A 26,110-nucleotide genomic window follows, 5' to 3' on the forward strand; every position below is an offset into this window, starting at 1 on the left:
CTCCGCAGTTTGGTCCCGCCTTATCTGTGTTCGATCGTGTAGAAGCCGACGTTTATGCTCCCCTCGGCAAAGCCTGCCTCGCAATAGCAAAGGTAATAATCCCAAAGCCGCCGAAAGCGGTCATCGAAGCCGAGCAGGGAAATCGTCTGCCACCGCGCATGAAAACGCTGGCGCCATTCGGCGAGCGTGAGCGCGTAGGACTGGCCGAAAAGTTCCTTGTCGGTGAGCTTCAGGCCGGTTTTGCCGACCGCCTTTTCGAGCGCGGCATCTGAGGGCAGAAAGCCGCCGGGAAAGACGTATTTCTGGATGAAATCCGCCTTACGCCGATATGTATCGAAGCGGCTTTCTTCAATCGAAATGATCTGCAGCACCACGCTGCCGCCCGGTTTCAGGCATCTTTTCAGCGTTTCGAAATAGCTCGGCCAATAGGCCTCGCCGACTGCTTCGAACATTTCGACGGAGACAATCCTGTCGAATTGGCCGTTCAGGTCGCGGTAATCCTGCAGCCTCAGATCGATGCGGTCTGTACTGTCCGCTTTTTCCGCTGCATTTTTTGCCCATTTTAACTGGGAGGGGGAGAGAGTGATGCCGGTGACGTTGGCTTTGGCCTGCGTGGCAAGGTGAATGGCGAGTGCGCCCCAGCCGCAGCCGATCTCCAATATGTTTTCACCGCCGCTCAATCGCAGTTTATCGACGATACGGTCCAGTTTTTTCAGTTGGGCGGCCTCGAGCGTAGACGCCGTGTCATCGAAAATCGCCGACGAATACAGCATCGAGGGATCAAGCCACTGCCGGTAAAACTCGTTGCCGAGATCATAATGCGCTTCGATATTGCGACGGCTGCCGCGTCTGGTATTGGCATTCAACCCGTGCGCAGTGCGGTTGAGAAGGCGCATCGGCAGGCTGCCACGCATTGACCTTGCGAACGCCTCGCGATTTTGGGCCGCAAAGCGGATCAGCGCCGTCAGATCTGGTGTGGTCCAGTCGCCTTCGATGAAACCCTCGGCAAAGCCGATGTCGCCGTTCAGCAGCATCCGCCGGATCGCGCGCCAGCTATGCAGGACAAGGATTGCCTCGCTGCCATTCGTTGCGCCGGATTTTTCAATGAAGCCGCCGCCGGGAAGAGTGATGTGTAATCTTCCCCTGTCGATATTGCTCAACAGCCGGTTGATGAGCCACATGCCTGGGCTGATGCGGTCGTTCAGGCGCGTATTCTTCGCCGATAATTCCGTGAGATTGTCAAACGGGGTCATGAATTTTGGCCTCGATTTGCGACGATGAAGGATGACGGAAGGAGACTGGACTGGCAGGCGGCAGCGGCCGTTTTCTGAGCTGCACGCCTTTCAGCCAAATTTTCAGGGCCTCCCAATGAATGCCCAGAACGACCTTGAGCGTCAGGAGGGGAATGGCGAACAAAGCTTTCAGAAGCGCACCGTCCGTCAATTCGACACGCCGGGCCAGATGCCGGGCGGTCAAGACCAGGCCGTCATTGTCGAAAGTATCGATAACGATTTTCAGCCTGTCGCCGGGCGGGGCGACGCGGAAAACATAGTGGAGATCCATGTCCATGAATGGAGAGACATAAAAGGCCTTGTCGCATCGCTGGACGATCTCGGTCGATTTTCCGGCTTCCACCGGGATCAGGTATGAGTGTCTCTCGCCAAACGTGTTGTCCACCTCCCAGAGGATAGCTTTGAGCGACAAGTCGCGCCCGTAGCAGAAGAAGACACTGAGTGGGTTGAAGGCCCAGCCGAGCACGCGCGGCATGGTGAGCAGACGTATCGGCCCTCCGTCCACTGCCATGCCTGCCGCGGTCATGGCTGCCTCGATCTGCTGGCGCAGCCCGATGGCGCTGCGGTTGCCGCGGTCCCTGGTGTGAAACGAGAACAGGTTGAACCGGTCTACGGAGAAAAATCGCAATTTCCGGTCGAGCACGTTCAACTCGTCAAGGTCGAGGAGCAGCGAATAAATCCGGTAGGCGAGCTTATGGGTTTTCGGCTTGAAGCGCGCATGCGTTACATGGCCGGGAAAAAGCGCCGAGGTGAGGGGAGACGTCATGCCATCGCCTCCATGATTTCCGTGTCTGTCGCAATCGTCGCCAAATCGAGGCGGATAATCCGGCCGTTGTCGTCAGCAACCTTCCACGGACGGGATACGCCGCCAAGATCTTCGGCGACGGCAAGGCCGGCCTGAAGACCATCTTCATGAAAACCGGATCCGAAATAAGCGCCGCAGAACCAGGTGTTTCGCAGACCCTGCAAGGCCCATAGCTCCTGACGCATCTGTTCGGTGCCAGCGTCAAAAACCGGATGGTGATAGGTTTCCTCCGCGATGATTTTTCCTTGATCCGGTTCCCGCGCCGGGTTCAGCGTTACGAAAATGTCCGGGATTTCGCCCAGCGGCTGAAGCCTGTTCATCCAGTAGGTAATGCTCGGCAGGCTTGTTTTAATGCGCGTGTCGGCCACATAGTTCCAGCTTGACCAGGCAGCGCGGCGGCGCGGCATGAAACGGCTGTCGGTGTGAAGCACGGCGCGGTTTTGGGTGTAGGAAAAAGCGCCAAGAATGCGCCGTTCGGCGCGTGTTGCATCCGCGAGCATGTCGAGCGCCTGATCCGCATGGGTTGCTATTACCACGTCATCGAAGCGCATGGCTTTGCCGTCCGCAGTGGTGATTTCGACGCCGCCCGGCAGGCGGTGGATGCGCTTCACCGGCGTCGAGAGGAGAATTCGGTCCGCAAACGGTGCCGTGATGCGTTTCACATATTCGCGCGAGCCACCGACGACTGTGCGCCAGACCGGCCGATTGCGCAGCAACAGCAGGCCGTGATTGCGGCAGAATTTGATGAAATGCGCCGCCGGATAACGGCCGACCTCCATGGCCGGCGTGGACCAGATGGCCGCAGCCATGGGGTAAAGATGATCGTCGCGGAACGCTGAACCATACCTGTTGCGGGAGAGATATTCGTCGAGAGACAGATCGCCCATCAAATGCAGGTCGCGTGGGGCGTTGCGGTAAAAGCGCAAAAGGTCCGCAAGCATCGCCCAGAAACGTGGCCTCAGGATGTTGGACTTCTGGGCCAGCAGGCCAGGGCCGGTTCCGCCGGAATATTCGAAGCCGCCATCATCCAGAGAAACGGCGAAAGACATGTTCGAAGCCGCGGTCGCCACGCCCAGTTGCTGGAAAAGCGCGGTGAGATTGGGATAGGTCTGCTCGTTATAGACAATGAATCCGGTATCGACATGGACTTGTCCATGGTCCGTGCTGAACGTCACCGTATTGGTGTGGCCGCCGATGCGGTCAGCCGCTTCGAAAACAGTTACATCGTGCCGTTGCGACAAAAGCCAGGCCGCCGACAAACCGGAAATTCCCGTTCCGACGACGGCGATGCGGCGGCTTTGTTGTTTTTTCGCTTCCGTGTCGACCATTTTTCCTCGCTATAGCACTGCCAATCCAGTCTTGGGGACTGCGACATGTACGAGGAGGCCGCCCGATCAGTTTCACCGGCGCATCGATTTTTTGAAATTTTGTCCGGCGCCTGAAACTACTTTGCCGGTCCGCTCGTATTTGCCATCACGAAACCCGACCTCAAACCATTCAAAATGGCGAGCGAATTAGTGATGTTTTCTGTAGTCCTGACGCTTGCCATTCTCATGTCGCTTCTGATGGCGGGCGCTTGGGCGTTGCAGAGAGCAACCGGTTCAAGCGGCTGGATCGACACGGTCTGGGCTGGGAGTGTCGGGCTTGGCGGAATTTTCGCTGTTGTTTTCGCCGGCGGAGACGGCTGGCGGCGCGGTGCTACACTTTTCCTGGTCGTTGTCTGGTCCCTGCGGCTTGCCGGCCACATCGGCATGCGCACGAAAAGAGGCGGGGAAGATCCCCGCTATGCAAAGCTTATGAAGCAATGGGGGAGCGCTGCCGCCCTGCGGCTGTTCATCTTCCTGCAGATACAGGCAATCGCTGCTTTCGTGCTTGTTCTTGCGGTCTATCTTGCGGCAAGCAACACCCATGTGTTTCCGCGTGTGGTTGACGTTATCGCCATGGTGGTTGCCCTTGGCGCGCTGGCAGGTGAAGCGCTCTCCGACGCCCAGCTCTGGAAATTCAGCAAGACCGCAGCGGCAAAAAACAGTGTCTGCGAAACCGGGCTGTGGCGTTATTCCCGCCATCCCAACTATTTTTTCGAATGGCTTTTCTGGTGCGGTTTTCCGCTGCTGGCCATTCAGGGGCAGGCCATGTCATGGGTATCGCTCGTCGCACCGGCGATGATGTACTGGCTGCTTGTCCATGTCTCAGGCATTCCGCCGCTTGAAGACCATATGCTGCAATCGCGCGGGGAAAAATTCCGCGCCCTTCAACAACGCGTCAACGCCTTTTTTCCGGGGCCACGCAAGAACGAGGACAAGCCATGAACATGCTCGCACTCGCGATCAACGCCGCCGAGCGCGCGCCGCTCAGCGACAGCGTGACGCTCGCCGGAATAGATATGCTCTGCGCACGGACGAAGCGGCGGCTTGCCGCCATTACAGCGGATGCGGAAGAGGCTTTCGCGGCGGATATGATGAAGTTTCCCGTCGCCAGCCATACCGACGATGCAAACAAACAGCATTATGAAGTGCCAGCGGCATTTTTTGCGCTCGTTCTGGGAGAGCAGCGCAAATATTCCTGCTGTTATTATGACGATGCCACGACGACGCTGGATGAAGCTGAAAATATTGCTTTGGCCAAGACCTCGGCCCATGCCGGCCTTGAGGACGGCATGGATATTCTGGAACTCGGCTGCGGATGGGGTTCGTTATCCCTCCATATGGCCGGCCGTTTCCCAAATGCGCGCATCACGTCAGTCTCGAACTCCGTGTCGCAGCGCGAATATATAATCGCTCGTGCCCGAGAACGGGGTTTTTCAAACCTTTCTGTAGTGACGGCCGATATGAATGATTTCACGACGGGCGATCGATTCGACCGTGTCGTATCGGTGGAAATGTTCGAGCATATGTCGAATTGGCGCGTGTTGTTCGAGCGTGTTCACTCGTGGCTGAAGCCGGACGGCAGGTTTTTCATGCATGTGTTTAACCACCGCGACCGATCCTATCGTTTCGACCACAACAATCCTGCCGACTGGATCGCCCGCCACTTCTTCACCGGCGGCATCATGCCGGCCTTCGACCTTCCCCATCGCTTCAGTCAGCTTTTCGCCGTCGAGCGGGAGTGGCGCTGGTCAGGGTCGCACTATCGCCGGACAGCGCTCGATTGGCTCGAAAATTTCGACAAAAAAATTGACCGTATCCGACCCATTCTGCAGCAAACCTATGGTGCCGACGCCCGGCTGTGGGAAAGGCGTTGGCGATTGTTCTTCCTGGCGACCGCGGGGCTTTTCGGGCATGAGGGCGGTGACGTGTGGGGTGTGGGGCACTACTTTTTTAAGAGGGTTTAGTGTTGGCGCCACACAATCGGCGTAGGTACCTTCTAAAAACCGCGCTCGAAACGTTTGCCAAAACGAATGTTTGCATCCCCGCAATAATGAATAGGCTGGCCGCATCTTTCGTCAGCCGCGCCTGCGACGCGAAGCCTATGGTGATATACTGGCCTATATTAAGGAGCGTCAGGACCAGAAGGCCAAGCCGACGATAAAGAGCAACAGCGACAAGAATGGCTACGTCAAGCATGCCCTACGCCGGGCCGGCTGAAGGACATCATGAGCGATCCAACGGTGATTGCAGAACGAAAGAAGGCGCTGTTGTCACTCGATACTGCCGAATAGCGCATCGATAAATTGTCTCAAAGCGGAAACCGAAGGGGTGTATCTACCACCCGCCCCGATCTGACAAGTCTCCGTGCATTCAGGGCCCCGCAACCAAAGTCCCTCAAATACCACAAAAAAACCCCGCCGCGGACCATTTTACGTTGGTGTCCCTCAATCCTCCGGACTTGGACCATTAGATTCACCGCATCTCGCCTTGCGTGGGGTGTCACCATTTTTGGATCAGCTCAGACGTGGCTTCCGCCACTTGGCGAGTAGATTTTTCATTCTCACGTTTCAGATAAATCAGGATCGCATGGGTCGACGCTCATCACTGATCGTGCCGGCTTAAGCTTTCGGGTGCGAGCCAAAGCATCCGCGAGATCATTTCCCGCTATACCGGAGTGTCCCTTGCACCACTCTATCTCCACGTTCGGATTACGAAGGAGCAAGCTATCCAAACTCCGCCACAGGGCTTCATCCGGTATCTGCCGTTTTCGAACTCGCGAATTGGGGTTGATACGTTTCCAACCATTGGTCCGCCAGATTTTGCGATGGCGGTGGCAACCTTCGACAACATGAACGGAGTCCGTCCAAAGGACGGTTGTCCGGCCAGGAGCGTGAGCATCCAGCCATAAAAGTGCTTTCGTGACTGCCATGACTTCAAAGGAATTATTTGTAAGTCCGATTTCCATCCCACGCGCAGCATGGAGTTGCTGCCCCGTCTCGAAGACGACAAATGCCCAGCTTCCCGATATTCCAACGGGATCGTACGAACCATCCGTGTAGATTGTGAGTGGAGCAGTCATCGAGCTCGTTTTCCCGTGTCAAAACCGCCTGGAAAAATAACAGTGCCTTCGAGTCATTTCTGTAGATGGCGTTTACCACGTCCTCGTCGAATCAAAATCTCCTGTTCTTTGTATCGGGACAGAAAATTCTGGCTTTCGCAGAGTAGGTCGTACCAGATCGGGAGGTCTCGAGCGCGGTAACCTTCACTCTACAGTTCCTAGCCTAACTCTTGCACCTATGAATGGCGGAAAAAGGCAATTCCAGCCTTAATGAGAGACATAGCCTCCGCGCTTCACGTCGCGAAGCGCGACGAACACGGCCGCTGCCAGCACAGCAATCATCGCACCCGTAATAATCAGAACCGATCCATGCGCCTGAGTGAAGGCGCTGCGCGCCGCGGTCCGTATCGCCTCAGCCTCATCTCCACCCAACCGCGCGGCTGCCGTCATCGCTTCACCTATGGATCCACCTGCGTCGGCTGCTGGAGAAAACGAGCGTGAAACTGCGGAGAAATAGATTGAGTTCACGAGCACTCCGAAGAAGGTGATCCCAATGCCGGCGCCAAGTTCGTAGCCGGTGCTTTCCAGAGCACCCGCGGCACCTGCCTTATCCGCTGGCGCGCTTCCCATGATGGCGATGGACGATGCCAAAAGACCAATGCCGAGGCAAAGGCCAAGCATCGCCAGAAGCGCCGCCGTCATCTGCGGCGAAGTGATGAGATCGATGGATGCGAGACCGAACAGCGCCGAGGCGGCTCCCATCATCGAGAGGGTTGCGATCGGCCGAAGACCGAATCTATTCGCAAGGTTGCCACCGAGTGGACCACCCACGGCCGCCGCAATGACGAGTGGCAGCATGAACAGACCGGCATCGAGCGGCGACATGCCGAGCACGTACTGGAGTTCCTGCGCAAGCACCAACTCAAACCCCGCCAATGCGCCGGAGGCGACGAACGCCATCAGCATCCCGGCAGCAATCGCTGGTTTGAGGAAGAGCGACAGGTCGAGCATAGGATTGCGGGACGAGACTTGCAGCCTGCCAAACCAGCCGAGCAGAATTATACCCGCGGACAGTGATGCAGCGACCGTACCGTTGATGCCGCCTTTCATCCCGGTCTTGATGCCGTAAACGGTCAGAACCAGACCCGAGACCAGCAATGCCGCCTGTCCGATATTCCAGGCCCCGAGACCGGTGCCAACCTTCCTCGGAACAAGGAACCAGACAAGGGTGATGACGACAGCCAACACCGGAAGATTGACGAGGAAGACCGACCCCCACCAGAAGTGCTCGAGCAGGATGCCCCCGACAAGCGGACCGATAGCGGCGCCCGCCATGCCGACGACACTCCACAAACCGAGTGCTCGCGCCCGCTCGCCATCATCCTCGAATGTCGTGCGAATGATGGCAAGGACGCAGGGCATGATCATCGAAGCGCCAACGCCAAGGACGGCGCGGGAACCGATCAGCATCGCCGGCGACGTCGAGAATGCGGCCGCAGCCGATGCGCCGCCAAACACGACAAGTCCGGTCAGAAGCATTCGCCGGTAGCCCATGCGGTCTGCAAGCGTTCCCATCGGCACCAGCAGACCGGCCATGACAAGCGCATAGATGTCGATGATCCAGAGCACCTCGGTACCGGAAGCACCAAGAGCGATGGTCAGTGAAGGCACCGCAATATGGAGAATGGTGAGGTCGAGCACGACGGGCAGAAAGGCCATCATGACGGCAGAGAGAATAAGCCAACGATTGGCGGAGGACATGCGAGACACCTGCGACACGAATTTTTTATCAGAACGATCGTTTCACTATTGCATTAATACACGATCGTTCGTAAAACAATCAAGTGACAAATTGGAGAATGACGTGGGTCGTATTCGCAGGATTCAGAAAGATGACATCTTGGATGCCGCCGAGCGCGTGGTGTTGAAGCTCGGCGCCGCCGGGCTTTCAATCGATGCCGTCGCCCAGGAGGCCGGTGTCAGCAAGTCCACCGTCGTTTACGATCACAAGTCGAAGAGCGCATTGCTTGAGGCTCTGATCGACCGCCGTATATCGCAGGAACTGGAGCGGCAGGCAAAATCGGTCGAAGATGCTGCCGATACCCCTCATCCAGAGCTTTTCGGGCGGATCAAGCTCGCCGAACGTGTTGTGGATGATACCGAACGCGCGGTTGCCATGGCGATCAGCGCCTCCGTTTCCTCCGAGGAGAAGCTCCAGCAGCAGATGCGTGACTGGACGTTGGCAGACCTCAAGGCCATGGGCGAGGGTGCCCGTCCCGAAGCGGCCCTGATGGCTTACCTTGCCCTCTCGGGCTTCTATTTCACCGAACTTTTCGGTTTCCACCAGTGGAGCCAGAATGATCAAGCCAGAATTCTCGAAGGTGTGCGAACGATCTACACGTCCTATCCCGAGAAGTAATCATCGCCCATAGGGCCCAATAACAGCCGATCCAAGGAAGAAATATGTACCGCTGCAGCCAACTGCCGCGCCTGAAGGCGTGCCTTATTGCAACCTCGATTCTCATGCTGACGGCGACGACTGCCCTTGCGCAGGAAGGCGGGGAGATGCCGCCCGCCGCCGTCGGTGTCATCGATCTCAAGGCGCATGCGATCCCGGTTATCAGTGAGCTTCCGGGCCGTGTGGCCGCCACCCGGATATCCGAAGTGCGTGCCCGCGTCTCCGGTATCTTGCAGGAGCGCGTTTTCGAACAGGGCGCGCTCGTGAAGGAGGGTGACGTCCTTTATCGGATCGATCCCCGTCTCTTCAAAGTCCGCGTTTCCAGCGCGCAGGCAACTCTTCGCCGCGCAGAAGCCACGCGCGACAACGCCAAGGTCCAGCTGGAACGGCAGAGGATGCTTCGGGAGCGCAATGTTGCCAGCGGTATCGACTATGACACCGCGGCCGTCAATCTTGCTCAGGCAGAGGCCGATGTGGCACTTCAGCAGGCTTCTCTCGAAGAGGCAAAGATCAATCTCGAATATACCGAGGTTCGTGCTCCGATCACAGGCATCATCGGCGGCGCGCTCGTCACCGAAGGCGCGCTTGTTACCGCGGACGGCACATCGAATCTCGCGTTGATTCAGCAGATTAATCCTGTCTATGCCGACTTTACCCAGTCCGCGCAGGATCTTCTGGCGCTACGCCGCGCCGTTACTGACGGCAAGCTGGCAAGCCCCGCTCCCGGACAGGCAAGCGTAGAGCTGGTTTTTGATGGCGGTGATGTCTACGGCGGGAAAGGCAAGCTGCTGTTTTCCAGCGCCAACGTGGATTCAACGACCGGCCAGGTGACATTGCGTGCCGAGTTTCCGAACCCGAATGGCGATCTTTTGCCCGGCATGTACGTGCGCGTGCGCATCGAACAGGCCGTCCGTCAGGGCTCAATCACCATTCCTCAGCGTTCCGTGCTGAGAACCCAGGACGGCAAGGCGCAGGTATACGTTGTCGAGGCTGATGACACTGCGAAGCTCCGGGATGTCCAGCTAGGACAGGCGCTTGGCCAGGAGTGGGTGGTCGAGAGCGGCCTTAAGGAGGGCGAGAAGGTCGTGGTCGATGGTGTGCAGAAGGTTCAGCCGGACACCAAGGTTGCCTCTGAATCCTGGTCGGCGGACGAACACAAGCAATCTGGCGGCGTAATTCCCGCCACCTCGGGAAATTCAAGGTAATATAATGGCACAGTTCTTTATCAGTAGGCCGATCCTTGCCTGGGTCTTCGCCCTGTTCATTTCCATAGCGGGCATCATCGCCTTGCCCTTTCTGCCGATTGCGCAATACCCCAAGGTTGCGCCGCCGCAGCTCACCATTTCCACCTCCTATCCCGGTGCCTCACCGCAGGAAATCTATCAGGGTGTGACGCGGCTGATCGAGGAGGAGCTGAACGGCGTCGCCAACATGATGTATTTCGAATCGACTTCGGACACATCAGGCGCTGTCAGCATCAATGCCACCTTCGAGGCCGGCACCAACATCGATCAGGCATCGGTCAACGTGCAGAACGCTATCCGGCGCGTGGAGTCTCGTCTTCCGTCTGCGGTCACCTCGCAGGGTGTCAACGTTGAAGAAGCAGCATCGGGCTTCCTGATGATGATCACGCTGACCTCCACCGACGGTCGCATGGACGAAGTCGCACTTGGCGATTATCTGAACCGAAACGTTCTTGGTGAAATCCGCCGTCTTGATGGCGTCGGTCGCGCCCAGATGTTCGCGGCTCAGCGCGCCATGCGCGTCTGGATCGACCCGGACAAGATGGTCGGCCTGAATCTGACGGCAGCAGACATCAATGCCGCCATCACCGCCCAGAACGCCCAGGTTGCTGCCGGCCAGATTGGCGCTGCCCCAAACCCGGTATCGCAGGATCTGACCGCCACGGTTCTCGTACAGGGCCAGCTTTCTGACCCCAGGGCGTTCGGCGAAATTATCCTGCGCGCAAACCCCGATGGCAGCGCAGTCCTTCTGAAGGATGTCGCCAGGATCGAACTTGGTGCGGAAAACTACAACTTCACCAGCCGCCTGAACGGGCAACCGAGCGCGGCAGTTGGTATTCAGCTTTCCTCGACGGGGAACGCGGTAGCGACTTCGAACGCCGTAAAGTCGAAGATGGACGAGCTGTCGCAGTTTTTCCCCCAAGGGGTTGAATACGCCACGCCATACGACACCAGCCCATTCGTGTCGGCGTCCATCGAGAAGGTGCTGAGCACGCTGATCGAAGCCGTCGTACTCGTCTTCGTCGTGATGTTCGTGTTCCTGCAGAATTTCCGCTACACCGTCATCCCGACTCTGGTCGTTCCCGTTGCGCTGTTAGGCACATGCGCCATCATGTTCGCGACCGGCTTCTCCATCAACGTGCTGACCATGTTCGCAATGGTTCTCGCCATCGGTATTCTCGTCGATGACGCTATCGTAGTGGTTGAAAACGTTGAACGTATCATGGCTGAGGAAGGCCTCTCACCCAAGGCCGCAACCCGCAAGGCGATGGGGCAGATTACAGGCGCGATCCTCGGGATCACCCTTGTCCTCGCATGTGTGTTCATCCCGATGGCTTTCTTCCCGGGTTCGACCGGCATCATCTATCGCCAGTTTTCGCTGACGATGGTCGTATCGATCGGCTTTTCCGCTTTTCTGGCGCTGTCGCTTACTCCAGCGCTCTGCGCCACTTTCCTCAAGCCAATTGCCAAGGGGCATCACGAGAAAAAGGGGTTGGCAGGCTGGTTCAACCGCAATTTCGACGGCCTGACAAACCGCTACGTCAAGGTGACCAACGGCATGGCAAAGCGCGCCGGCCGGATGATGGTGATCTACCTCGCCCTCGTTGTTGGTCTTGGCTACCTGTTCATCAATCTCCCCTCGGCATTCGTGCCCGCGGAAGACCAGGGAACATTGCTGGTCGACATTCAGGGGCCGCCGGAAGCCAGCGCCAATCGCACGCAGGCGTCGGTCAGGCAGATCGAAGAAATCCTGAAAGCAGAGTCCGGCGTCAAGGATGTCATTGCGATCCAGGGCTTCAGCTTTTCCGGTAGCGGCGCCAACGCCGCGCTGATGTTCGTCACTCTCAAGGACTGGAGTGAACGCGGTGCGGACAACTCGGCGCAAGCCATTGCAGACCGCGTGAACATGTCGCTGTTCGGCCTTAAGGATGCGACCAGCTTTGCGCTTTCCCCTCCGGCTATCGAAGGTTTCGGTGCCACGGGCGGTTTCGCATTCCGCCTTCAGGACCGCAATGGTGTTGGCCAGGCCGCCCTGTCTGCTGCGGGAGCCGAATTGATGCAGAAGGCTGGGCAAAGTCCGGTGCTGACCGGCATGCGTGTGGAAGGCCTTCCGGATGCGGCGCAGGTTCTGCTGGTGATCGATCGCGAAAAGGCGAACACGTTCGGTGTGACCTTCTCCGACATCAACAACACGATCACCGCCAACCTTGGATCGTCCTATATCAACGACTTTCCGAATGCCGGCCGCATGCAGCGTGTCATCGTGCAGGCCAAGGACCAGAGCCGCCTTCAGGTCGAAGATTTGCTCAAGCTGAACGTCCGCAATGCCAGCGGCGGAATGGTTCCGCTGTCGTCCTTTGCAATTGCGCAGTGGCAGAAGGGTTCGCCACAGATCGTTGGTTACAACGGCTATCCGACGATACGCATCTCGGGTGAACCTGCTCCCGGCAACTCATCGGGTGCGGCCATCGCCGAGATGGAACGTCTGGCGGGCGAAATGCCCGAGGGCATCGGCTTCGAGTGGACGGGTCAGTCGCTCGAGGAAATCAAATCCGGTTCACAGGCGCCCTTCCTGTTCGGCATCAGCCTTCTCTTCGTCTTCCTGCTTCTCGCAGGTCTCTACGAAAGCTGGTCGATCCCGTTCTCGGTCATGCTCGTGGTGCCGCTCGGTGTCATCGGTTGCGTGCTTGCGGTCATGCTCGCCGGAATGCCGAATGACATCTATTTCAAGGTGGGCCTGATCGCGATCATCGGCCTGTCGGCAAAGAACGCGATCCTCATCATCGAATTTGCCAAGGACAATTACGCCGAGGGCAAGCCGTTGCTGGAATCAGCGATCGAGGCCGCAAAGCTCCGCTTCCGCCCGATCATCATGACCTCGCTCGCATTCACGCTCGGCGTCGTACCGTTGGCAATCGCCTCCGGTGCCAGTGCCGCCAGCCAGAATGCCATCGGCACGGCCGTTCTGGGCGGCATGATTTCGGCGACAATCCTTGGTGTGTTCTTTGTCCCGGCCTTCTTCGTCTTCGTGCTGAAACTGTTCAGGACGAAGCGGCCGGAGGCGGACGATGCAGCCGCGAGTTCCGAGATTGTGCCAATCACTCACGGTTCGAGCACATAACCTCAATCGCAGTTCGGGGTGTATCTTCCTCTGCACCGCAAGGCTCCACCCCCTTTTCCCAAAGGCGGTGGAGCCACTGTTCCAATCCAGTCCCAGGTGATCGGGCGCGCATCCGGCCCGAGTGATAATCTAGGGTGCTACTTCCGCCGAAAACGCCGATTTGATGAGTGTTTCGGTATATTCAGCGGCTGGCCTGTTGAATATGGCGTCGGTTTCTCCCTCTTCCACAATCGTCCCGTTTCTCATGACGATGACGTAGTCCGAAATGGCCTTGATGACAGAAAGGTCGTGGCTGATGAAGATGTAGGAAAGGCTGTGCGTCTTCTGCAAATCACGTAGCAGGTCGATAACCTGTCCTTGAACGGACCGGTCCAGCGCGGATGTAGGTTCATCGAGAATGACGACATCAGGCTTGAGGATGATCGCACGGGCAATTGCGATACGCTGGCGTTGCCCGCCTGAAAACTCGTGCGGGTAGCGGTTGCGGGTGGCTGGATCGAGACCGACTTCTTTCAGTGCTTCGATTGCCCTTTTGTCCCGCTCCGCGCGGCTCAAGCGTTGCTCATGCACGAACAGACCTTCAGTGATTATCTCTCCGACGGTCTGTCTTGGCGAAAGCGAACCATAGGGATCCTGAAACACAAGCTGCAAATGCCGCCGCAATGGCCGCATTGCCTTTCGGTCAAGGTCACTGATGTCCGTCTCGCCGAAGAAAATGCGGCCCTTGGAATGGGCAAGGCGCAGAAGCGCGCGACCGAGGGTGGACTTGCCTGATCCGGACTCACCGACGATGCCGATGGTTTGTCCCTGGCGAAGGCTTAGATTGACGTCGTCGACAGCCCGAAACTTGCTCGACTTCGACAGGAAGCCACCCGGAATTTTATAATCGACCGTCACGTTCCGCCCGGAGAGAACGACAGGCGCCTCTTTACCGACCGGCAACTTGTGCCCGCTGGGTTCTGCATCGAGAAGCATCCGGGTGTAGTCAGCCTGCGGGCGATCGAAGATATCTTCCGTCGTGCCGGATTCGACGATTTCCCCGCGGCGCATAACCGCGACGCGATCGGCGAAATGGCGGACAACGCCGAGATCATGCGTTATCAGGACGACGGCCATGCCGAAGCGTTTCTGCAATGATTTCAGAAGGTCGAGGATCTGTGCCTGGATCGTCACGTCAAGCGCAGTGGTCGGTTCATCCGCAATCAAAATGTCCGGCTCGTTTGCGAGAGCCATGGCAATCATGGCGCGCTGGCGCTGACCGCCGGAAAGTTCATGCGGGTAGCTGTCTATGCGCCGCTCCGGCTCAGGAATTCCCACGAGCTTCAGGAGTTCGAGAACGCGGGCACGCGCCTCCTTTTTGCTGCCACCCCTATGGTAAATGATCGGTTCGGCGATTTGCGCGCCGATCCTGTAGAGAGGATCGAGCGAGGTCATCGGCTCCTGGAAAATCATGGTGATTTTCGCACCCCGGATATTGTTCAGCTCGCTGACCGGCAGGCCGATCAACTCGCGTCCACGATATTTTGCCGAACCCTCGATAACGCCGTTGGATGCAAGCAGCCCCATGATGCCCATCATGGTCTGGCTTTTGCCGGAACCGGATTCTCCGACAACGGCAAGCGTTTCCCCCTGTTTGACGTCAAGATCGATGCCCTTGACGGCACTCACCGTGCCGTCAGGCGTGGTGAAGTCGACCTTGAGATTGCGGACGGTGAGGATGGTTTCAGATGTCGTATTCATGTCAACGATCCTTGGGATCGAGTGCATCACGCAACCCGTCACCCACGAAATTCAGCGAAAACAGGGTCAGAACGAAGAAGATCGCCGGGAATATCAGGAGCCACGGGGCTGACTGGATATTGTTTGCGCCTTCGGAAATCAGCGCCCCCCAGCTTGTCAGCGGCGCCTGCACGCCAAGGCCGAGGAAAGAAAGGAAGCTTTCCAGAAGAATGACCTTGGGCACGACGACCGTGACGAACACGACGACGGGCCCGATCGTATTGGGAATGATATGGCGGCGGATGATCTGCCAGTCGCTCAAACCCAAAGCCTGTGCGGCGCCCACAAATTCCCGCCGTTTCAAGGCAAGCGTCTGGCCACGGACGATACGCGCCATATCCAGCCATTCCACGGCACCGATGACCAGGAAGATCAGGATGAAGCTGCGGCCGAAAAAGACCACGAGGACGACCACCAGAAAGACGAAGGGCAGCGAATAGAGGATTTCCACGAAACGCATCATCACATTGTCGACACGCCCGCCTATATACCCCGCGGTTGCGCCGTAAAGAACGCCGATGCCGAGCGAAACGAGGCTGGCCAGAACGCCGACGGCGATCGAGATTTGCCCACCCAGCATCACGCGCGCCAGCATGTCGCGACCGTTGGAATCGGTGCCGAAAAAGAAGTATTCGCGATTGACGTCGCCTTCCAGCTTTAGCGTTCGGCCTTCATCTTCGGTGGCGACGACCTTTGTGTTTTCGAATTCGTTGGCGCGGTCGAAATACCGTGTCGTGCGCGGGTCAATCGGACTGGTGGAGGTGACGGTTGCCGTGAAGGTCTGTCCTTCGACTGAAAATTCCTTCAGCTCGACGCGCGCCCGGTTGGCAACGCCTTCCATCACGCCTTGCAGGTTGTTCACATCCGGGCGGGGCTCAAGGCTTGGCGGGACGGAGACATAGGACGAAAACACCTGATCATAGGTGTGTGTGAGGAAATGCGGGCCGATGAATGAGAAAAGCGTGATCAGCAGCAGCATGACGGAACCTGCCATGGCGGCCTTGTTTCGTCTGAAACGCAGGGCTGCCAGCTGGAACAGGCTTCGGCTTTTCACCAATGGTTGAGGGGCAATATTGCCCGGGATATCAGTCATGTCTGACCCTCGGATCGAGCAGGCCGTAGAGAATATCGACCACGAGATTGAACAGGATGACAAAAATGGCGACGAGAACGACGGTTCCCATCACCAGAGTATAGTCACGATTGATCGCGCCAAGAACGAAGTAGCGGCCGACACCCGGAATAGTGAAAATCGTCTCGATGACCGCCGAACCCGTCAACAGCGCTGCGGCGCAGGGAGCCAGATAGGAAACGACCGGAAGCATCGCCGCGCGCATGGCGTGGAATACCACCACGTTGCGCGCTGGAAGGCCATAAGCCTTGGCGGTGCGGATGTGGTCCATCCGCAAAGCCTCGATCATCGCACCGCGTGTCAGGCGCGCGATAACCGCAAGCTGCGGTAAAGCGAGCGCGATCATCGGGAGGATGAGATATCGCAGCGATCCGTCACCCCAGCTGCCGGCGGGTAGAAGCCCGAGTATGACGGCAAAGACAAGCGTGAGAACAGGTGCGACAACGAAGTTCGGCACTGTAACGCCAACCGTCGAAATCGACATGATCGAAAAATCGAAGGCACTATTCTGCCTTAGCGCGGCCAGAGTGCCGGCGAGAACGCCACCCACAAGCGCCAGCAAAAGAGCATAGCTGCCGAGTTCCAGCGAATAAGGCAGACCTTTGCCGATCAATTGCGCGACGGTATTGTCCTTGTAGACGTAGCTCGGACCGAAATCGCCGGTGACGGCATTGCCGAGATAGATGAGATACTGGCGCCACAACGGCTCATCCAGATGATAGGTTCTCATCAGGTTTTCCATCGTCTGCGGCGGCAGGGGACGTTCAAGATTGAACGGTCCGCCCGGTGCGAAACGCATCAGGAAAAACGAAATCGTGACGACGATAAACAAAGTCGGCACCGCACTCGCCAAACGGCGCAGGATAAACGAGATCATGCTTTTTCGGGCTCCGGCATGGCACGGTGGTGTCAGCCACCGTGCCGACGCTGCTTATTCGGAAACGCTCAGGAAGCGGCTGAGGTGTGCGTTAGCAGCATTGTCGACCCAACCCTTGACGCGGTTGGAAACCAGCCAAAGATCGGCCTGCGTCAGAAGCGGAACAACCGGCTGTTCCTTCATGAGGATGGTTTCTGCCTCATGCAGCAGCTTGGAGCGAGCGGCAGGATCCTTCTCGTCATAGGACTTCTGCATCAGCGCGTCATATTCGGCGTTGTTGAACTTGGAATAGTTGAAGGTCTTGTTGGAGGATACCGAAAGCGCCAGGAAGTTTTCGGCATCGGCATAGTCAGCAACCCATCCGGCACGCGCCACGTTGAATTTGCCGCCTTCCTGAAGGTAGCCATAGTGCGAGGCGACGTCGAGGTTCACCAGCGACACCTTTGCGCCGAAGGTGTTCTTCCACATATCAGCGATAGCCGTCGCAACGCGTTCATGGTTCGGGTTGGTATTGTAACGGATTTCGATGGAAAGCGGCTTGCCGCCTTCACCGTAACCAGCCTCCTTCATGAGCTTGAGGGCTTCGTCTTCACGGTCAAGCTGAGACAGCGTGGCAAAGTCGGCCTTTGCCGGCTCTTTGTAGGAATCCATGCCCGGAGGAACCATGGAATAGGCCGGAATCTGAGAACCGCTATAGATTTCCTTGGCGAGGAAATCGCGATCCACTGCCATGGAGAGCGCCTGGCGGACACGGACGTCGTTATAAGGCGCTTCGCGGGTATCGAAGGTGTAGTAATAGGTCGCAAGCGTCGGCGAAACGTGAACCTGTTCGCCATAGGCCTTGCGCAGACGGTCGATCTGATCCGCGGAAAAGTTATAGGCGAGGTCCATTTCCTTTGCTTCGAAACGACGAACGGATGCGGCCTGGTCATCGATCGGGTAGAAGATGACCTTGTCGATCTTGGTGTTGGGCGCATCCCAGAAACTGGTGTTCTTGACGACCGTCAAGCTGTCGTTTGGAACATGCGCTTCGAGCTTGTAAGCACCATTCGAAACCATGACACCGGGCTTTACGAAGTCGGTGCCGTTCTTTTCGTAACTCGCCTTGGAGATTGGCAAAGCCGCCTGGTGAGAAAGGAGTTCAAGGAAGAATGGTGTCGGGCGCTCGAGTGTGATCTCAAGGGTCTTGTCATCCACCGCCTTGACGCCAAGCTGCTCAACCGGAACCTCGCCTTTGTTGATCTTTTCGGCGTTTTTGATCGGGTAAAGAATATTTGCATATTTTGCGGCGGTCTTCGGATCTTCGACGCGCTGGTAGGAGAAAACAAAATCTCCGGCCGTTACCGGGGTGCCATCCGACCACTTCGCATCCGCACGCAGTTTGAACGTGTAGACGGTGCCATCCTCAGACAGCGTCCAGCTTTCCGCCGTACCGGGAACGATCTTGCCGGCGGCATCGTAAATGGTGAGACCTTCATAAAGGTCTTTCAGGATAAAGGCTTCGATGTTGATGGAGGTCTGTGCCTGATCGAGCGTCTGCGGTTCGCCGGCATTGCCACGATGCAGAACTGTTTCTGCAAGCGCGGAACTGGCGCCAATCAGTAATGATCCTACCAGCAGAGTGGTGCGAGCTGTTGTTTTTATCGACATTGTTTTCTTTCCCCGTGAATATTTTGAGTCCACAAACAAGGCCAAATTGCTCCGGAGTGCAACCACAATAAATTGTGAGTTGATGTAGAAACCACAAGTTTCACTTAAGTTGACATGTCCGCGCTAGACCCGACGGTTTCTTATAAAACACTTCGGCTGAAGCCATCCTGCGCCACGTTGTCCCACAGCGAATGGCCTTCTGGCGGCCGAGCGGTTCACGTCGAAATCTGGTCGATGCCCTATCCCTTTATTCCGCTTGCCGCGATACTGGAGATGAACAGCCTCTGCAGGCAGAGATAAAAGATCAGTACCGGTAGGGTGATGATCGTGAGATAGGCCATGACTTCACCCCATGGCGTGTTGAGCTGGAAGAAATATTGCAGCCCCACCATTACGGGTCTGTATGCCTCGGACTGGGTCACGAGAAGCGGCCATAGGTATTGCTGGCTGTACATGACGAGAAACTTCAGGATCGCAGCCGTTGCGATGACCGGGCCGCTGAGCGGCATAACAACCTGGGCATAAATTCGTAGCCAGCTGGCGCCGTCGATGCGCGCCGCCTCCAGCAATTCTTTCGGCAGATCCTTGAAATATTGCACGAAGAGGAAAATCGTCAGCCCGTCTGCGATCCACGGAATGATCTGCACGTGCCAGGAGTTGAGCCACCCCCAGGTAAACCCACCGCTGCCAATCCATGGCAGATTGTTGACTTCCAGCAGCAGCGGCACGGCAATTGTCTCAAAGGGAATGATGAGCGTGGCGAGGATGATCGAAAATAAAACATCCTTCCCGCGCCAGTTTAAAAAGGTGAAGGCGAAGGCGGCAAGCGAGCCAAAAAGCAGGGCGAGAAACACGGTAACGCCCGTGACCAGAACCGAATTGAATATGAAGGTTGCAATCGGCGCCCGGGCGAAAGCTGCCGTGTAGTTTTCAAGCGAGAGATGTCCCACCGGCAGGAAGGCTCTTATCGACGTGGCGTCACTCAGCAATTGGTCGTTTGGTTTCAGCGACGAGAACCCCATGAACAACAGCGGTAAAATGAAGATCGCCGCGAAGGCGAGCATGAGCACATAGTTGCCGATGAGAAAAGCGAGGCTTTTGCGTTGTCCGGCCTGCATCATTGCTTCTCCCTTGTCATGTACCGCTGGGTCAAGGAAATGCACAGAACGAGCAGGAACAGGACGACCGAGATTGCGGAACCTGCTGCGATGTCCTGTTGGCGGTATCCTCGCTCAACCGCCTGGTAGACGATGCTCTGAGTGGAATCGCGAGGTCCGCCTTTAGTCATCACATCGATCTGCGCGAAAAGCGCAAAAGCCTGCATGGTGATGACGATGATAATCAGCACGGCTGTGTTGCGCAGCAGCGGCCAGGTTATCATGCTGAACCTCTGCCAGCGGCTCGCTCCTTCGATGTCAGCTGCCTCGTAGAGATCCGGAGAGATGGTTTGCAGACCGGAGAGCCATATGACCATGTGGAACCCAACGCCCTGCCAGACCGACATCACCAGAATGGCCCATAAGGCGGTATCAGTTCTGCCCAGCCAGTCGACAGGCTGGAAGAGCCCGAAGCTCATGTAACTCAAGAGACTGTTCAGGAGCCCGTTATCGGCCGCATAGATAAATCGCCAGAGCAGCGCCACCACCACCACCGACAGCACGACAGGCATGAAGTAGATTGCGCGGAAAATCGTGACGCCGGGGATTTTCTGGTTCACCAACAGGGCAAGAAACAACGCCAGCGCAGCCTGAACCGGCGCGACGACGACCACGAAGGAAAGCGTGTTCACGAGAGCTGTCAGGAATACGACATCACTTGCCAGAATGACGATCTGGTTCTCGCCCCAGGTGAAGCTCTTATATTCCCGCATTCCTTCCAGGTGGGGATAATCAGGGTTGTTGCGGGTGAAATTGCGAATTCTCGGATAGGAGATGGCGCCATCCACATCCCGGCTGATGCTGCCGTCCGCCTCTTTTTCCGGTTCGAGCGTCAGCACGCCGATACCCAGCAGCCGGGTGTAATTTTCAACGCCGACAAACTCGGTCGGATTGGGAGATGTCAGCCGCTGGTTGGTGAAGGAAAACCCGAGCCCCAGCAGGAAGGGCGTGATCAGGAACAGCCCGATCAGCATCATCGCCGGTGCAGCCATGATCCAGCCCGTGAAGCCGTCTCGGGTGAGTTTCCCCTTTGAAGAAAAGAACGCCATCGGTCACGACCCCTATTTGGGTTGGTAACCGGAATTGCGCTCAATGTTGTTGTTTATCTCATCCGTTGCGTTGTCCAGCGTATCGGCAACATCCGCACCATTGGCAATGTCGGAAAGCGCCTTGGAAAAGACCGGCGAGATGAAGGCGTAAGCCGGAGTGACCGGACGCAACGTTCCCTGGCGCTTGGACAGATCGAAGAAAATTTCGAGCGGGCCGCCCTGCTTGTAATTCTTCGTCATCTGGGCCGCCGAGGAGGTGGCCGGGATGAGGCCGATCGCATCGGAGAACTGCGCGAGATATTTGTCCTGTATGGCGAATTCGATGAAGGCGGATGCGCCTTCCGGATGTTTGCTGGTGGCCGACACACCAAACTGCCAGGATCCGGCGCCGATCTTCGGACCCTGCCCGAAATCAGGCGCCGGCAGAAACAGCAGGTCGTCGCCATATTTCTCAAGCGCCTTCACCGCAACCCAGTTGCCCATCCATTGCAAGGCGTGACGACCTTCCAGAAAGCCGGTTTCATGGTCGGCGGGCGATTGTGACGTTCCGGGCGCCAGCTTCTTTTCGAAAAGAGACTGCCACCATTCTCCGAACTTGACGGCACTGTCTCCGTTGAGGAAGTTCTCGGCGGTTTGATAATTTTTCTTGTCGATCAGGCTGCCGCCGAAGCTCTCCAGAAACGGGCTGAAGGCATAGCTGTACCATTCGGTTTTGTCGGCCATGCCAAGGTCGATCGCATATTCGAACTTGCCGCTGGCCGCGAGCTTCTCAAGCGCCGCATCGAACTCCTCGCCGGTCCATGCCTTTTCCAGTGTTGGAATGCGAATGCCGTTTTCATCGAGAACCGATTTGCGGGCGAATATGGCGACGGCTGCATCCCACAGGCCGACGGAATAGAGCTTGTCTCCCCACTTGCCCACCGCACCTGGCAGGAAATTTGCAAGCTTTGCCTCATCGATCTGCAGTGGCTGCAAATAACCCGACCACGCCCAGTTCGGCATGTTCGGCCCATCGACATCCAGAATGTCGGGCAGCTTGTTGGAAAGTGCTGCGGCGGTGACGGACTCGTTATAGGCACTCTGCGGGAACTCCTGAAGCGAGACCCGCCAGTCTGACTGAGACGAATTGAAATCCTCGATGATGCCGGCCAATATCTTGCGTTCTTCAACATTGCCCGCGCCGTGATACCACATCGTCAGGTCGGTCTGCGCCAGTGCCGCAGTGGAAAAAAACAACGAGAGGGCACTGAATGCGCCCGCAAAAATGGCTTTGGTGGTCATGGATTGTCCTCCTCCTGAAGAAGGGTAACTTCACCATCCAAAGATTGTTCCGAAGAAAATCTGCATTCTGGCGGTGCATCTTTTGTAAGAGCGCGAATAGATGGAACTTCGAGCAGCAATACGAACCCGGCTGAAATGCAGGCGGAAAATGCCCACGCGTCCTTAAGCAAGGGCAGTGAACTTGACTGAGCCCTTGCTAAAGGAATGATATTGCAACTGCCCAGCGGGGTTGCTCGGGCGCGGGGAGGTGCGGTTGAAAATCCTTTTGGTCGAAGATGATGCGGAATTGGCGCAATGGCTGATCAAGGCGCTGTAAAAGCCACGCTGGCAATCTAGCTCGGATCTTGACGATCGGTATTGATGCCAAATCCGGCGTCTATCGTTTTACCTTCGGCTCACCCAATCTAGTCGATGGCGTCCAGTTCGCCATCGTCGTGATTGGGCTTTTTTTGCTATCAGCGAACTCCTGATCATGCCGGAATCCATGCACGGCGGCGGCGCTGTTCTCATCAAGCAGATGGGTGATCGATCTCAACGGCTATGAGGCGCTGGATGCCAGCATCATTGCCAGTCGTTTGCCGAAAACCAACCAGGCGTAGAGCGCCAGCTACATCGCCTGACCGACGAGTTGGCTGATCGGGAAATAGGCTTGTGAGCACGTCGTGAGAGTTTTCGAGACGAAAGCCGTCCGTGCGATTTGCTCGTTTGCGTCGAGCAAATAGCTGACAGAAACGGGCAGTTCATTGAGTGAAACGCAGACGGGCATTCGTCTGCATCCATTTACGAACAAATTCAGCAATTGAGGGCGCCAGTGCGGAGCATCACAGCCGAATTGGTGTGATCAGAGCACTGAGACGGAAAAGAGCACAATCAAATCTCTCGGCAGATTCCGTGGGTGAATTTGGGGCTGCAATGTTGTCACAACGTGCAACCCCCAAACCCTCCTCAACTCAAGAGGAAACACCATATCGCGGGCAGCCAAAGGTGCCACGCTCCCTAGAAACTCTCCAGATGCAGCGATCTTCATAGGAAAAATGGGTGCGCCCCATTGGTGAGTGTTAAGCAACAAGGCGATATAGCATGTAATGTTGTGAAGATACTGTGGAATTATTTTCGCTTCAGTAAAAAAGAAAGAAGGCATTCAATGCGAATTCTCATTATTCTTTGTCTGTTGACTGTAATTGCCGGCTGCGAAACCGTCGAGCAGGAAAATCGTTGCTCGGGGTATGGATTTGTTCGCGGTACCGATGCCTACGCCAATTGCCTGCAGCGGCTCGATATGTCACGTGAATATCGTTTTAGGCGCGGTTATGATTCTCCAATGTATGACTATGACTAGGCGGCGGTCCTTCGAGGCTTTGGCGAACACCGCCATGCCTAGGCTGTCCAAAAGAGGTTCATCGTAGGAACGGAGCCACCTTTCACGATGGGCGTTTCCGATCATCCAAGTCAACCATAGTAAAAAAGTGGTGATCCATGCGTATTCTAATCGTTGAAGATGATCGTGAGCTGGCTTCGTCACTGAAGGCAATGATGGAAGAATCCATTGGAGTTGCAGATACATTTGATACGGTAGCAGATGCGGAAGCCGCACTACTTACATTCAAGTTCGACCTTGTCCTCATAGACCGTAACCTTCCAGACGGTGATGGTCTGTCTCTTTTGCCTACACTGCGACAACTCCGGCCAAGGCCGGCGACACTTATATTGACAGCTTTAGACGATCCGACCGATATCGTATGTGCGCTCGACAGAGGGGCCGATGAGTATGTTGGAAAGCCTTTTGAACCAATCGAGCTTGTTGCACGGGCGCGTGCTGTCCTGCGTCGCTATAATCTGGATGAGACAGGCTGCGCGCAGTTTGGCAATCTGTCATTCGATCTCATAAATCGTTCCGCGATGATTAATGAGAATGTGCTGGCCATCCCAAGACGTGAACTCGCTATCCTCGAAGCACTTATCCGGCGTGCAGGTCGCGTCGTGCAACGCGATAATCTGGAGGCTTCCGTCTACAATATCGGCGACGAGCTGGAATCCAACGCGCTGGATTCCCATGTGTCCCGACTACGCAAGCGACTGCGTGAAGCAAACTGCAACATCACGATCCAGACAATCCGCGGCATCGGCTACATGTTGGCGCACGAACAATGAACCGAACGCGATCGATAGCTTTGCCGGTCGCCGGCGTGCTTATACTCGGCATGGCGCTCATCATGGTGATAAGCACCGTTGTGACGCTCATAGTATTTCTACTGACTGATAACGATAGCCGCCAGCGTATCGCTGTGGATATTGTTGGCAGATTCCTAATCGAGGAAACGAAGGACACCAGAAGCGGCTCACCAAATTCAGCATATGTGCCCGCAAAGACGATTGAATTGGCTAAAGGTCAGCCAGAATTTTGGTACGTCGTCGACGACGGTATCAAGACTGCCAAGCATGGTACGGTTCCGCCTTCAGCCAAGTTGATTCTCGACGCTGCCCCATCTCAAATGCTTACATATGAATTCAGCTACATGGTTGGCGGTAGGGATTATATCGGGGCGAAGAGAGTTGATGAGAGCGATTCAAGTGTAACTGTCTCTGTCGGCGGAGTTTCTCTTTCTGATACTCAAATGCTAATTTGCGCGCTCTGGTTGGTTTGGCCGCAGGGATTGTACCATTTACTTGGTGCCGTTCTCATCACGACAGCTGCTATCGCTTTCATAACGATGCGTCGCACAATCGCTGCCCCAGTAAGAAGGGTCGTTAGCTCCGCAGAAGATATTGACGGCCTTCCCAATGGTCGCAGACTATCTGACCATGACACCCCGAAAGAGTTGAAGCCAATGGTTGCCGCGTTCAACACTGCGCTTTCGCGGATCGATAATGCATTTGAAGCGCAGCGAAACTTCCTCGCCAGTGCGTCTCACGAGCTGAGAACGCCCTTGACCAAATTACGCATCAAACTTGATTTAGTTCAAGATCCTGAAGTGCGGGAGGTGCTGGTTCGCGATGTAACACGCCTGGCATCGATTGTAACGACATCGCTGCAACTAGCCCGTTTATCCGGCCAGTCCCTTACATTTTCGGTCTTGGATCTTACGACTTTGGCGCGCGCTATCGTTGCGGATCATGTTCCGTCCGCCATGAAGCACGGAATGGAAATTGAGTTCAACGCGCCAGAAGAACGGGTCATGATTTCCGGCTCCGAGCCGGCAATACGCGTCGCGCTAGACAATCTGATTATCAACGCCATGCGCCACGCACAAGGAACAGAGATACTCACGGTCGATGTACTCCCCTCGTGTACACTGCGGGTTTCAGACAATGGTCCAGGTATTCCGGCAATGGAGCGTCAGAAAATGCTGCGGCCGTTTGTACGTGGCAATGGTAGTACATGCGAGGGAACGGGTATGGGGCTGGCCATCGTTAGCCAGATCATGGCGGCCCATGGTGGATTTGTTCACCTGGAGGAGGCTGCGGAAGGTGGCTTGATGGCGAGCCTCGCGTTTCCGCGGTCTGAAGCCGGAACTTAAATTGGCGGGGATGCCCGGCCTGTAACTGCTTGCATCGTGATCACTTCCTCCTTTTCGGAAACGCGGCCCGGCGCTCGACTTCAGCGCGTGGGGCAGCGCCGGTATGGGATGAGCAGCGACGCTGGCGTCGATTTCGTTGATCGCGGCATTGGGGCAGGTGATGCATGCGACTGCAAGGGCGTTCCCCGGACTTTCTCCACATCCTTAACGAGCGTTGCAGACAATCGTCTGCGTCTTGCTGATGCATGGGCACGCTTTCGAAAGTTGGCCTGCGAGCCCTGACACATTACGAGTTTCCAGTATCCTGCTAAATTGTGTTTTT

Annotated in this window: 20 protein-coding genes and 1 pseudogene; 9 read left to right on the forward strand and 12 right to left on the reverse strand. The window is 56.5% G+C overall.

Translation table 11 applies throughout. The annotated features are described in order from the left end of the window. Positions 1-20 precede the first annotated feature (20 nt). Genes CFBP6623_RS20065 through CFBP6623_RS20075 form a run of 3 tightly spaced genes read right to left on the reverse strand, consistent with a single transcriptional unit; the run spans position 21 to position 3,425 of the window. Positions 21-1,253 carry an SAM-dependent methyltransferase gene (locus CFBP6623_RS20065; protein ID WP_046801934.1) on the reverse strand — a complete coding sequence of 411 codons (1,233 nt, stop codon included), beginning with the start codon at positions 1,251-1,253 and terminating at the stop codon, positions 21-23. Further along, complete coding sequence (locus CFBP6623_RS20070) at positions 1,240-2,058, reverse strand: DUF1365 domain-containing protein (RefSeq protein WP_080842873.1); 819 nt, start codon at positions 2,056-2,058, stop codon at positions 1,240-1,242. The genes CFBP6623_RS20065 and CFBP6623_RS20070 overlap by 14 nt, the downstream gene beginning before the upstream one ends. After that, complete coding sequence (locus CFBP6623_RS20075) at positions 2,055-3,425, reverse strand: NAD(P)/FAD-dependent oxidoreductase (protein ID WP_046801936.1); 1,371 nt, start codon at positions 3,423-3,425, stop codon at positions 2,055-2,057. The genes CFBP6623_RS20070 and CFBP6623_RS20075 overlap by 4 nt, the downstream gene beginning before the upstream one ends. Before the next feature lie 192 nt (positions 3,426-3,617). On the opposite strand from CFBP6623_RS20075, the gene CFBP6623_RS20080 reads away from it, so the two are divergent. From CFBP6623_RS20080 to CFBP6623_RS27105, 3 genes and pseudogenes are all read left to right on the forward strand, one after another. Continuing rightward, entirely contained in the window at positions 3,618-4,406 is a 789-nt protein-coding gene (locus CFBP6623_RS20080) for a DUF1295 domain-containing protein (protein WP_046801937.1), read from the forward strand. Next, positions 4,403-5,428 (forward strand): SAM-dependent methyltransferase, encoded by a 1,026-nt coding sequence (locus CFBP6623_RS20085; protein WP_046801938.1) that lies wholly within the window; start codon positions 4,403-4,405, stop codon positions 5,426-5,428. Before CFBP6623_RS20080 ends, CFBP6623_RS20085 begins: the two co-directional genes overlap by 4 nt. A gap of 139 nt (positions 5,429-5,567) precedes the next feature. Continuing rightward, positions 5,568-5,755, forward strand: a pseudogene (locus tag CFBP6623_RS27105) (ISNCY family transposase); the annotation flags it as partial. Positions 5,756-6,024: 269 nt separating this feature from the next. Here CFBP6623_RS27105 and CFBP6623_RS20090 read toward each other — a convergent pair. Together CFBP6623_RS20090 and CFBP6623_RS20095 are read right to left on the reverse strand one after the other, a co-directional pair. After that, positions 6,025-6,543, reverse strand: a complete 519-nt coding sequence (locus CFBP6623_RS20090) for a ribonuclease H family protein (protein WP_080842874.1) — start codon at positions 6,541-6,543, stop codon at positions 6,025-6,027. A 246-nt stretch (positions 6,544-6,789) separates the two neighbouring features. Next, positions 6,790-8,283, reverse strand: coding sequence for an MFS transporter (locus CFBP6623_RS20095; protein WP_046801940.1), 1,494 nt, complete (start codon positions 8,281-8,283; stop codon positions 6,790-6,792). Between the two features lie 103 nt (positions 8,284-8,386). Here CFBP6623_RS20095 and CFBP6623_RS20100 point away from each other — a divergent pair, with 103 nt between their 5' ends. The 3 genes from CFBP6623_RS20100 (at position 8,387) to CFBP6623_RS20110 (ending at position 13,345) form a co-directional block, all read left to right on the forward strand. Next, a complete protein-coding gene (locus CFBP6623_RS20100; RefSeq protein WP_046801941.1) occupies positions 8,387-8,941 on the forward strand; it encodes a TetR/AcrR family transcriptional regulator in 555 nt (184 codons plus the stop codon). 104 nt (positions 8,942-9,045) lie between these two features. Continuing rightward, positions 9,046-10,185, forward strand: coding sequence for an efflux RND transporter periplasmic adaptor subunit (locus CFBP6623_RS20105; RefSeq protein WP_046801996.1), 1,140 nt, complete (start codon positions 9,046-9,048; stop codon positions 10,183-10,185). 4 nt (positions 10,186-10,189) lie between these two features. Then, positions 10,190-13,345 (forward strand): efflux RND transporter permease subunit, encoded by a 3,156-nt coding sequence (locus CFBP6623_RS20110; RefSeq protein ID WP_046801942.1) that lies wholly within the window; start codon positions 10,190-10,192, stop codon positions 13,343-13,345. Positions 13,346-13,474: 129 nt separating this feature from the next. Here the strand turns inward: CFBP6623_RS20110 and CFBP6623_RS20115 are convergent, their stop codons facing one another. From CFBP6623_RS20115 to CFBP6623_RS20145, 7 genes are all read right to left on the reverse strand, one after another. Further along, on the reverse strand, positions 13,475-15,085 hold the full coding sequence (locus CFBP6623_RS20115) for an ABC transporter ATP-binding protein (protein WP_046801943.1): 1,611 nt from the start codon (positions 15,083-15,085) through the stop codon (positions 13,475-13,477). 1 nt (position 15,086) lies between these two features. Further along, the gene (locus CFBP6623_RS20120) at positions 15,087-16,217 is read right to left on the reverse strand and encodes an ABC transporter permease (protein WP_046801944.1); all 1,131 of its coding nucleotides are present in this window, start codon (positions 16,215-16,217) and stop codon (positions 15,087-15,089) included. Beyond that, on the reverse strand, positions 16,210-17,133 hold the full coding sequence (gene oppB, locus CFBP6623_RS20125) for an oligopeptide ABC transporter permease OppB (protein ID WP_035265000.1): 924 nt from the start codon (positions 17,131-17,133) through the stop codon (positions 16,210-16,212). The genes CFBP6623_RS20120 and oppB overlap by 8 nt, the downstream gene beginning before the upstream one ends. Positions 17,134-17,187: 54 nt before the next feature. After that, positions 17,188-18,783, reverse strand: a complete 1,596-nt coding sequence (locus CFBP6623_RS20130) for a peptide ABC transporter substrate-binding protein (RefSeq protein ID WP_046801945.1) — start codon at positions 18,781-18,783, stop codon at positions 17,188-17,190. A gap of 239 nt (positions 18,784-19,022) precedes the next feature. Beyond that, entirely contained in the window at positions 19,023-19,901 is an 879-nt protein-coding gene (locus CFBP6623_RS20135) for a carbohydrate ABC transporter permease (protein ID WP_046801997.1), read from the reverse strand. Further along, positions 19,901-20,989 carry a carbohydrate ABC transporter permease gene (locus CFBP6623_RS20140; RefSeq protein WP_046801946.1) on the reverse strand — a complete coding sequence of 363 codons (1,089 nt, stop codon included), beginning with the start codon at positions 20,987-20,989 and terminating at the stop codon, positions 19,901-19,903. The genes CFBP6623_RS20135 and CFBP6623_RS20140 overlap by 1 nt, the downstream gene beginning before the upstream one ends. 12 nt (positions 20,990-21,001) lie before the next feature. Continuing rightward, positions 21,002-22,270: a sugar ABC transporter substrate-binding protein gene (locus tag CFBP6623_RS20145; RefSeq protein WP_046801947.1), complete on the reverse strand. Its 1,269-nt coding sequence runs from the start codon at positions 22,268-22,270 to the stop codon at positions 21,002-21,004. A gap of 344 nt (positions 22,271-22,614) precedes the next feature. Here CFBP6623_RS20145 and CFBP6623_RS27030 point away from each other — a divergent pair, with 344 nt between their 5' ends. The 3 genes from CFBP6623_RS27030 to CFBP6623_RS20160 all read left to right on the forward strand — a co-directional run bounded on the left by CFBP6623_RS27030 (position 22,615) and on the right by CFBP6623_RS20160 (position 25,788). Then, positions 22,615-22,740 carry a tripartite tricarboxylate transporter permease gene (locus tag CFBP6623_RS27030; protein WP_232370449.1) on the forward strand — a complete coding sequence of 42 codons (126 nt, stop codon included), beginning with the start codon at positions 22,615-22,617 and terminating at the stop codon, positions 22,738-22,740. Positions 22,741-23,746: 1,006 nt separating this feature from the next. After that, positions 23,747-24,421, forward strand: a complete 675-nt coding sequence (locus tag CFBP6623_RS20155) for a response regulator (RefSeq protein ID WP_046801949.1) — start codon at positions 23,747-23,749, stop codon at positions 24,419-24,421. Between the two features lie 50 nt (positions 24,422-24,471). Then, positions 24,472-25,788 (forward strand): sensor histidine kinase, encoded by a 1,317-nt coding sequence (locus tag CFBP6623_RS20160; protein WP_170979864.1) that lies wholly within the window; start codon positions 24,472-24,474, stop codon positions 25,786-25,788. The last annotated feature ends 322 nt before the right edge of the window (positions 25,789-26,110 follow it).

The sequence above is a fragment of the Agrobacterium tumefaciens genome, assembly GCF_005221385.1.
GTDB classification, from domain to species: domain Bacteria; phylum Pseudomonadota; class Alphaproteobacteria; order Rhizobiales; family Rhizobiaceae; genus Agrobacterium; species Agrobacterium tomkonis.

Excerpts from the sequence above, each read along its gene's own strand:
- CFBP6623_RS20065 (WP_046801934.1), bottom strand. The coding sequence starts at position 1,253 with ATGACCCCGTTTGACAATCTCACGGAATTATCGGCGAAGAATACGCGC.
- CFBP6623_RS20070 (WP_080842873.1), bottom strand. The coding sequence starts at position 2,058 with ATGACGTCTCCCCTCACCTCGGCGCTTTTTCCCGGCCATGTAACGCAT.
- CFBP6623_RS20075 (WP_046801936.1), bottom strand. The coding sequence starts at position 3,425 with ATGGTCGACACGGAAGCGAAAAAACAACAAAGCCGCCGCATCGCCGTC.
- CFBP6623_RS20080 (WP_046801937.1), top strand. The coding sequence starts at position 3,618 with ATGTTTTCTGTAGTCCTGACGCTTGCCATTCTCATGTCGCTTCTGATG.
- CFBP6623_RS20085 (WP_046801938.1), top strand. The coding sequence starts at position 4,403 with ATGAACATGCTCGCACTCGCGATCAACGCCGCCGAGCGCGCGCCGCTC.
- CFBP6623_RS20090 (WP_080842874.1), bottom strand. The coding sequence starts at position 6,543 with ATGACTGCTCCACTCACAATCTACACGGATGGTTCGTACGATCCCGTT.
- CFBP6623_RS20095 (WP_046801940.1), bottom strand. The coding sequence starts at position 8,283 with ATGTCCTCCGCCAATCGTTGGCTTATTCTCTCTGCCGTCATGATGGCC.
- CFBP6623_RS20105 (WP_046801996.1), top strand. The coding sequence starts at position 9,046 with ATGCTGACGGCGACGACTGCCCTTGCGCAGGAAGGCGGGGAGATGCCG.
- CFBP6623_RS20110 (WP_046801942.1), top strand. The coding sequence starts at position 10,190 with ATGGCACAGTTCTTTATCAGTAGGCCGATCCTTGCCTGGGTCTTCGCC.
- CFBP6623_RS20115 (WP_046801943.1), bottom strand. The coding sequence starts at position 15,085 with ATGAATACGACATCTGAAACCATCCTCACCGTCCGCAATCTCAAGGTC.
- CFBP6623_RS20120 (WP_046801944.1), bottom strand. The coding sequence starts at position 16,217 with ATGACTGATATCCCGGGCAATATTGCCCCTCAACCATTGGTGAAAAGC.
- oppB (WP_035265000.1), bottom strand. The coding sequence starts at position 17,133 with ATGATCTCGTTTATCCTGCGCCGTTTGGCGAGTGCGGTGCCGACTTTG.
- CFBP6623_RS20130 (WP_046801945.1), bottom strand. The coding sequence starts at position 18,783 with ATGTCGATAAAAACAACAGCTCGCACCACTCTGCTGGTAGGATCATTA.
- CFBP6623_RS20135 (WP_046801997.1), bottom strand. The coding sequence starts at position 19,901 with ATGCAGGCCGGACAACGCAAAAGCCTCGCTTTTCTCATCGGCAACTAT.
- CFBP6623_RS20140 (WP_046801946.1), bottom strand. The coding sequence starts at position 20,989 with ATGGCGTTCTTTTCTTCAAAGGGGAAACTCACCCGAGACGGCTTCACG.
- CFBP6623_RS20145 (WP_046801947.1), bottom strand. The coding sequence starts at position 22,270 with ATGACCACCAAAGCCATTTTTGCGGGCGCATTCAGTGCCCTCTCGTTG.
- CFBP6623_RS20155 (WP_046801949.1), top strand. The coding sequence starts at position 23,747 with ATGCGTATTCTAATCGTTGAAGATGATCGTGAGCTGGCTTCGTCACTG.
- CFBP6623_RS20160 (WP_170979864.1), top strand. The coding sequence starts at position 24,472 with ATGGCGCTCATCATGGTGATAAGCACCGTTGTGACGCTCATAGTATTT.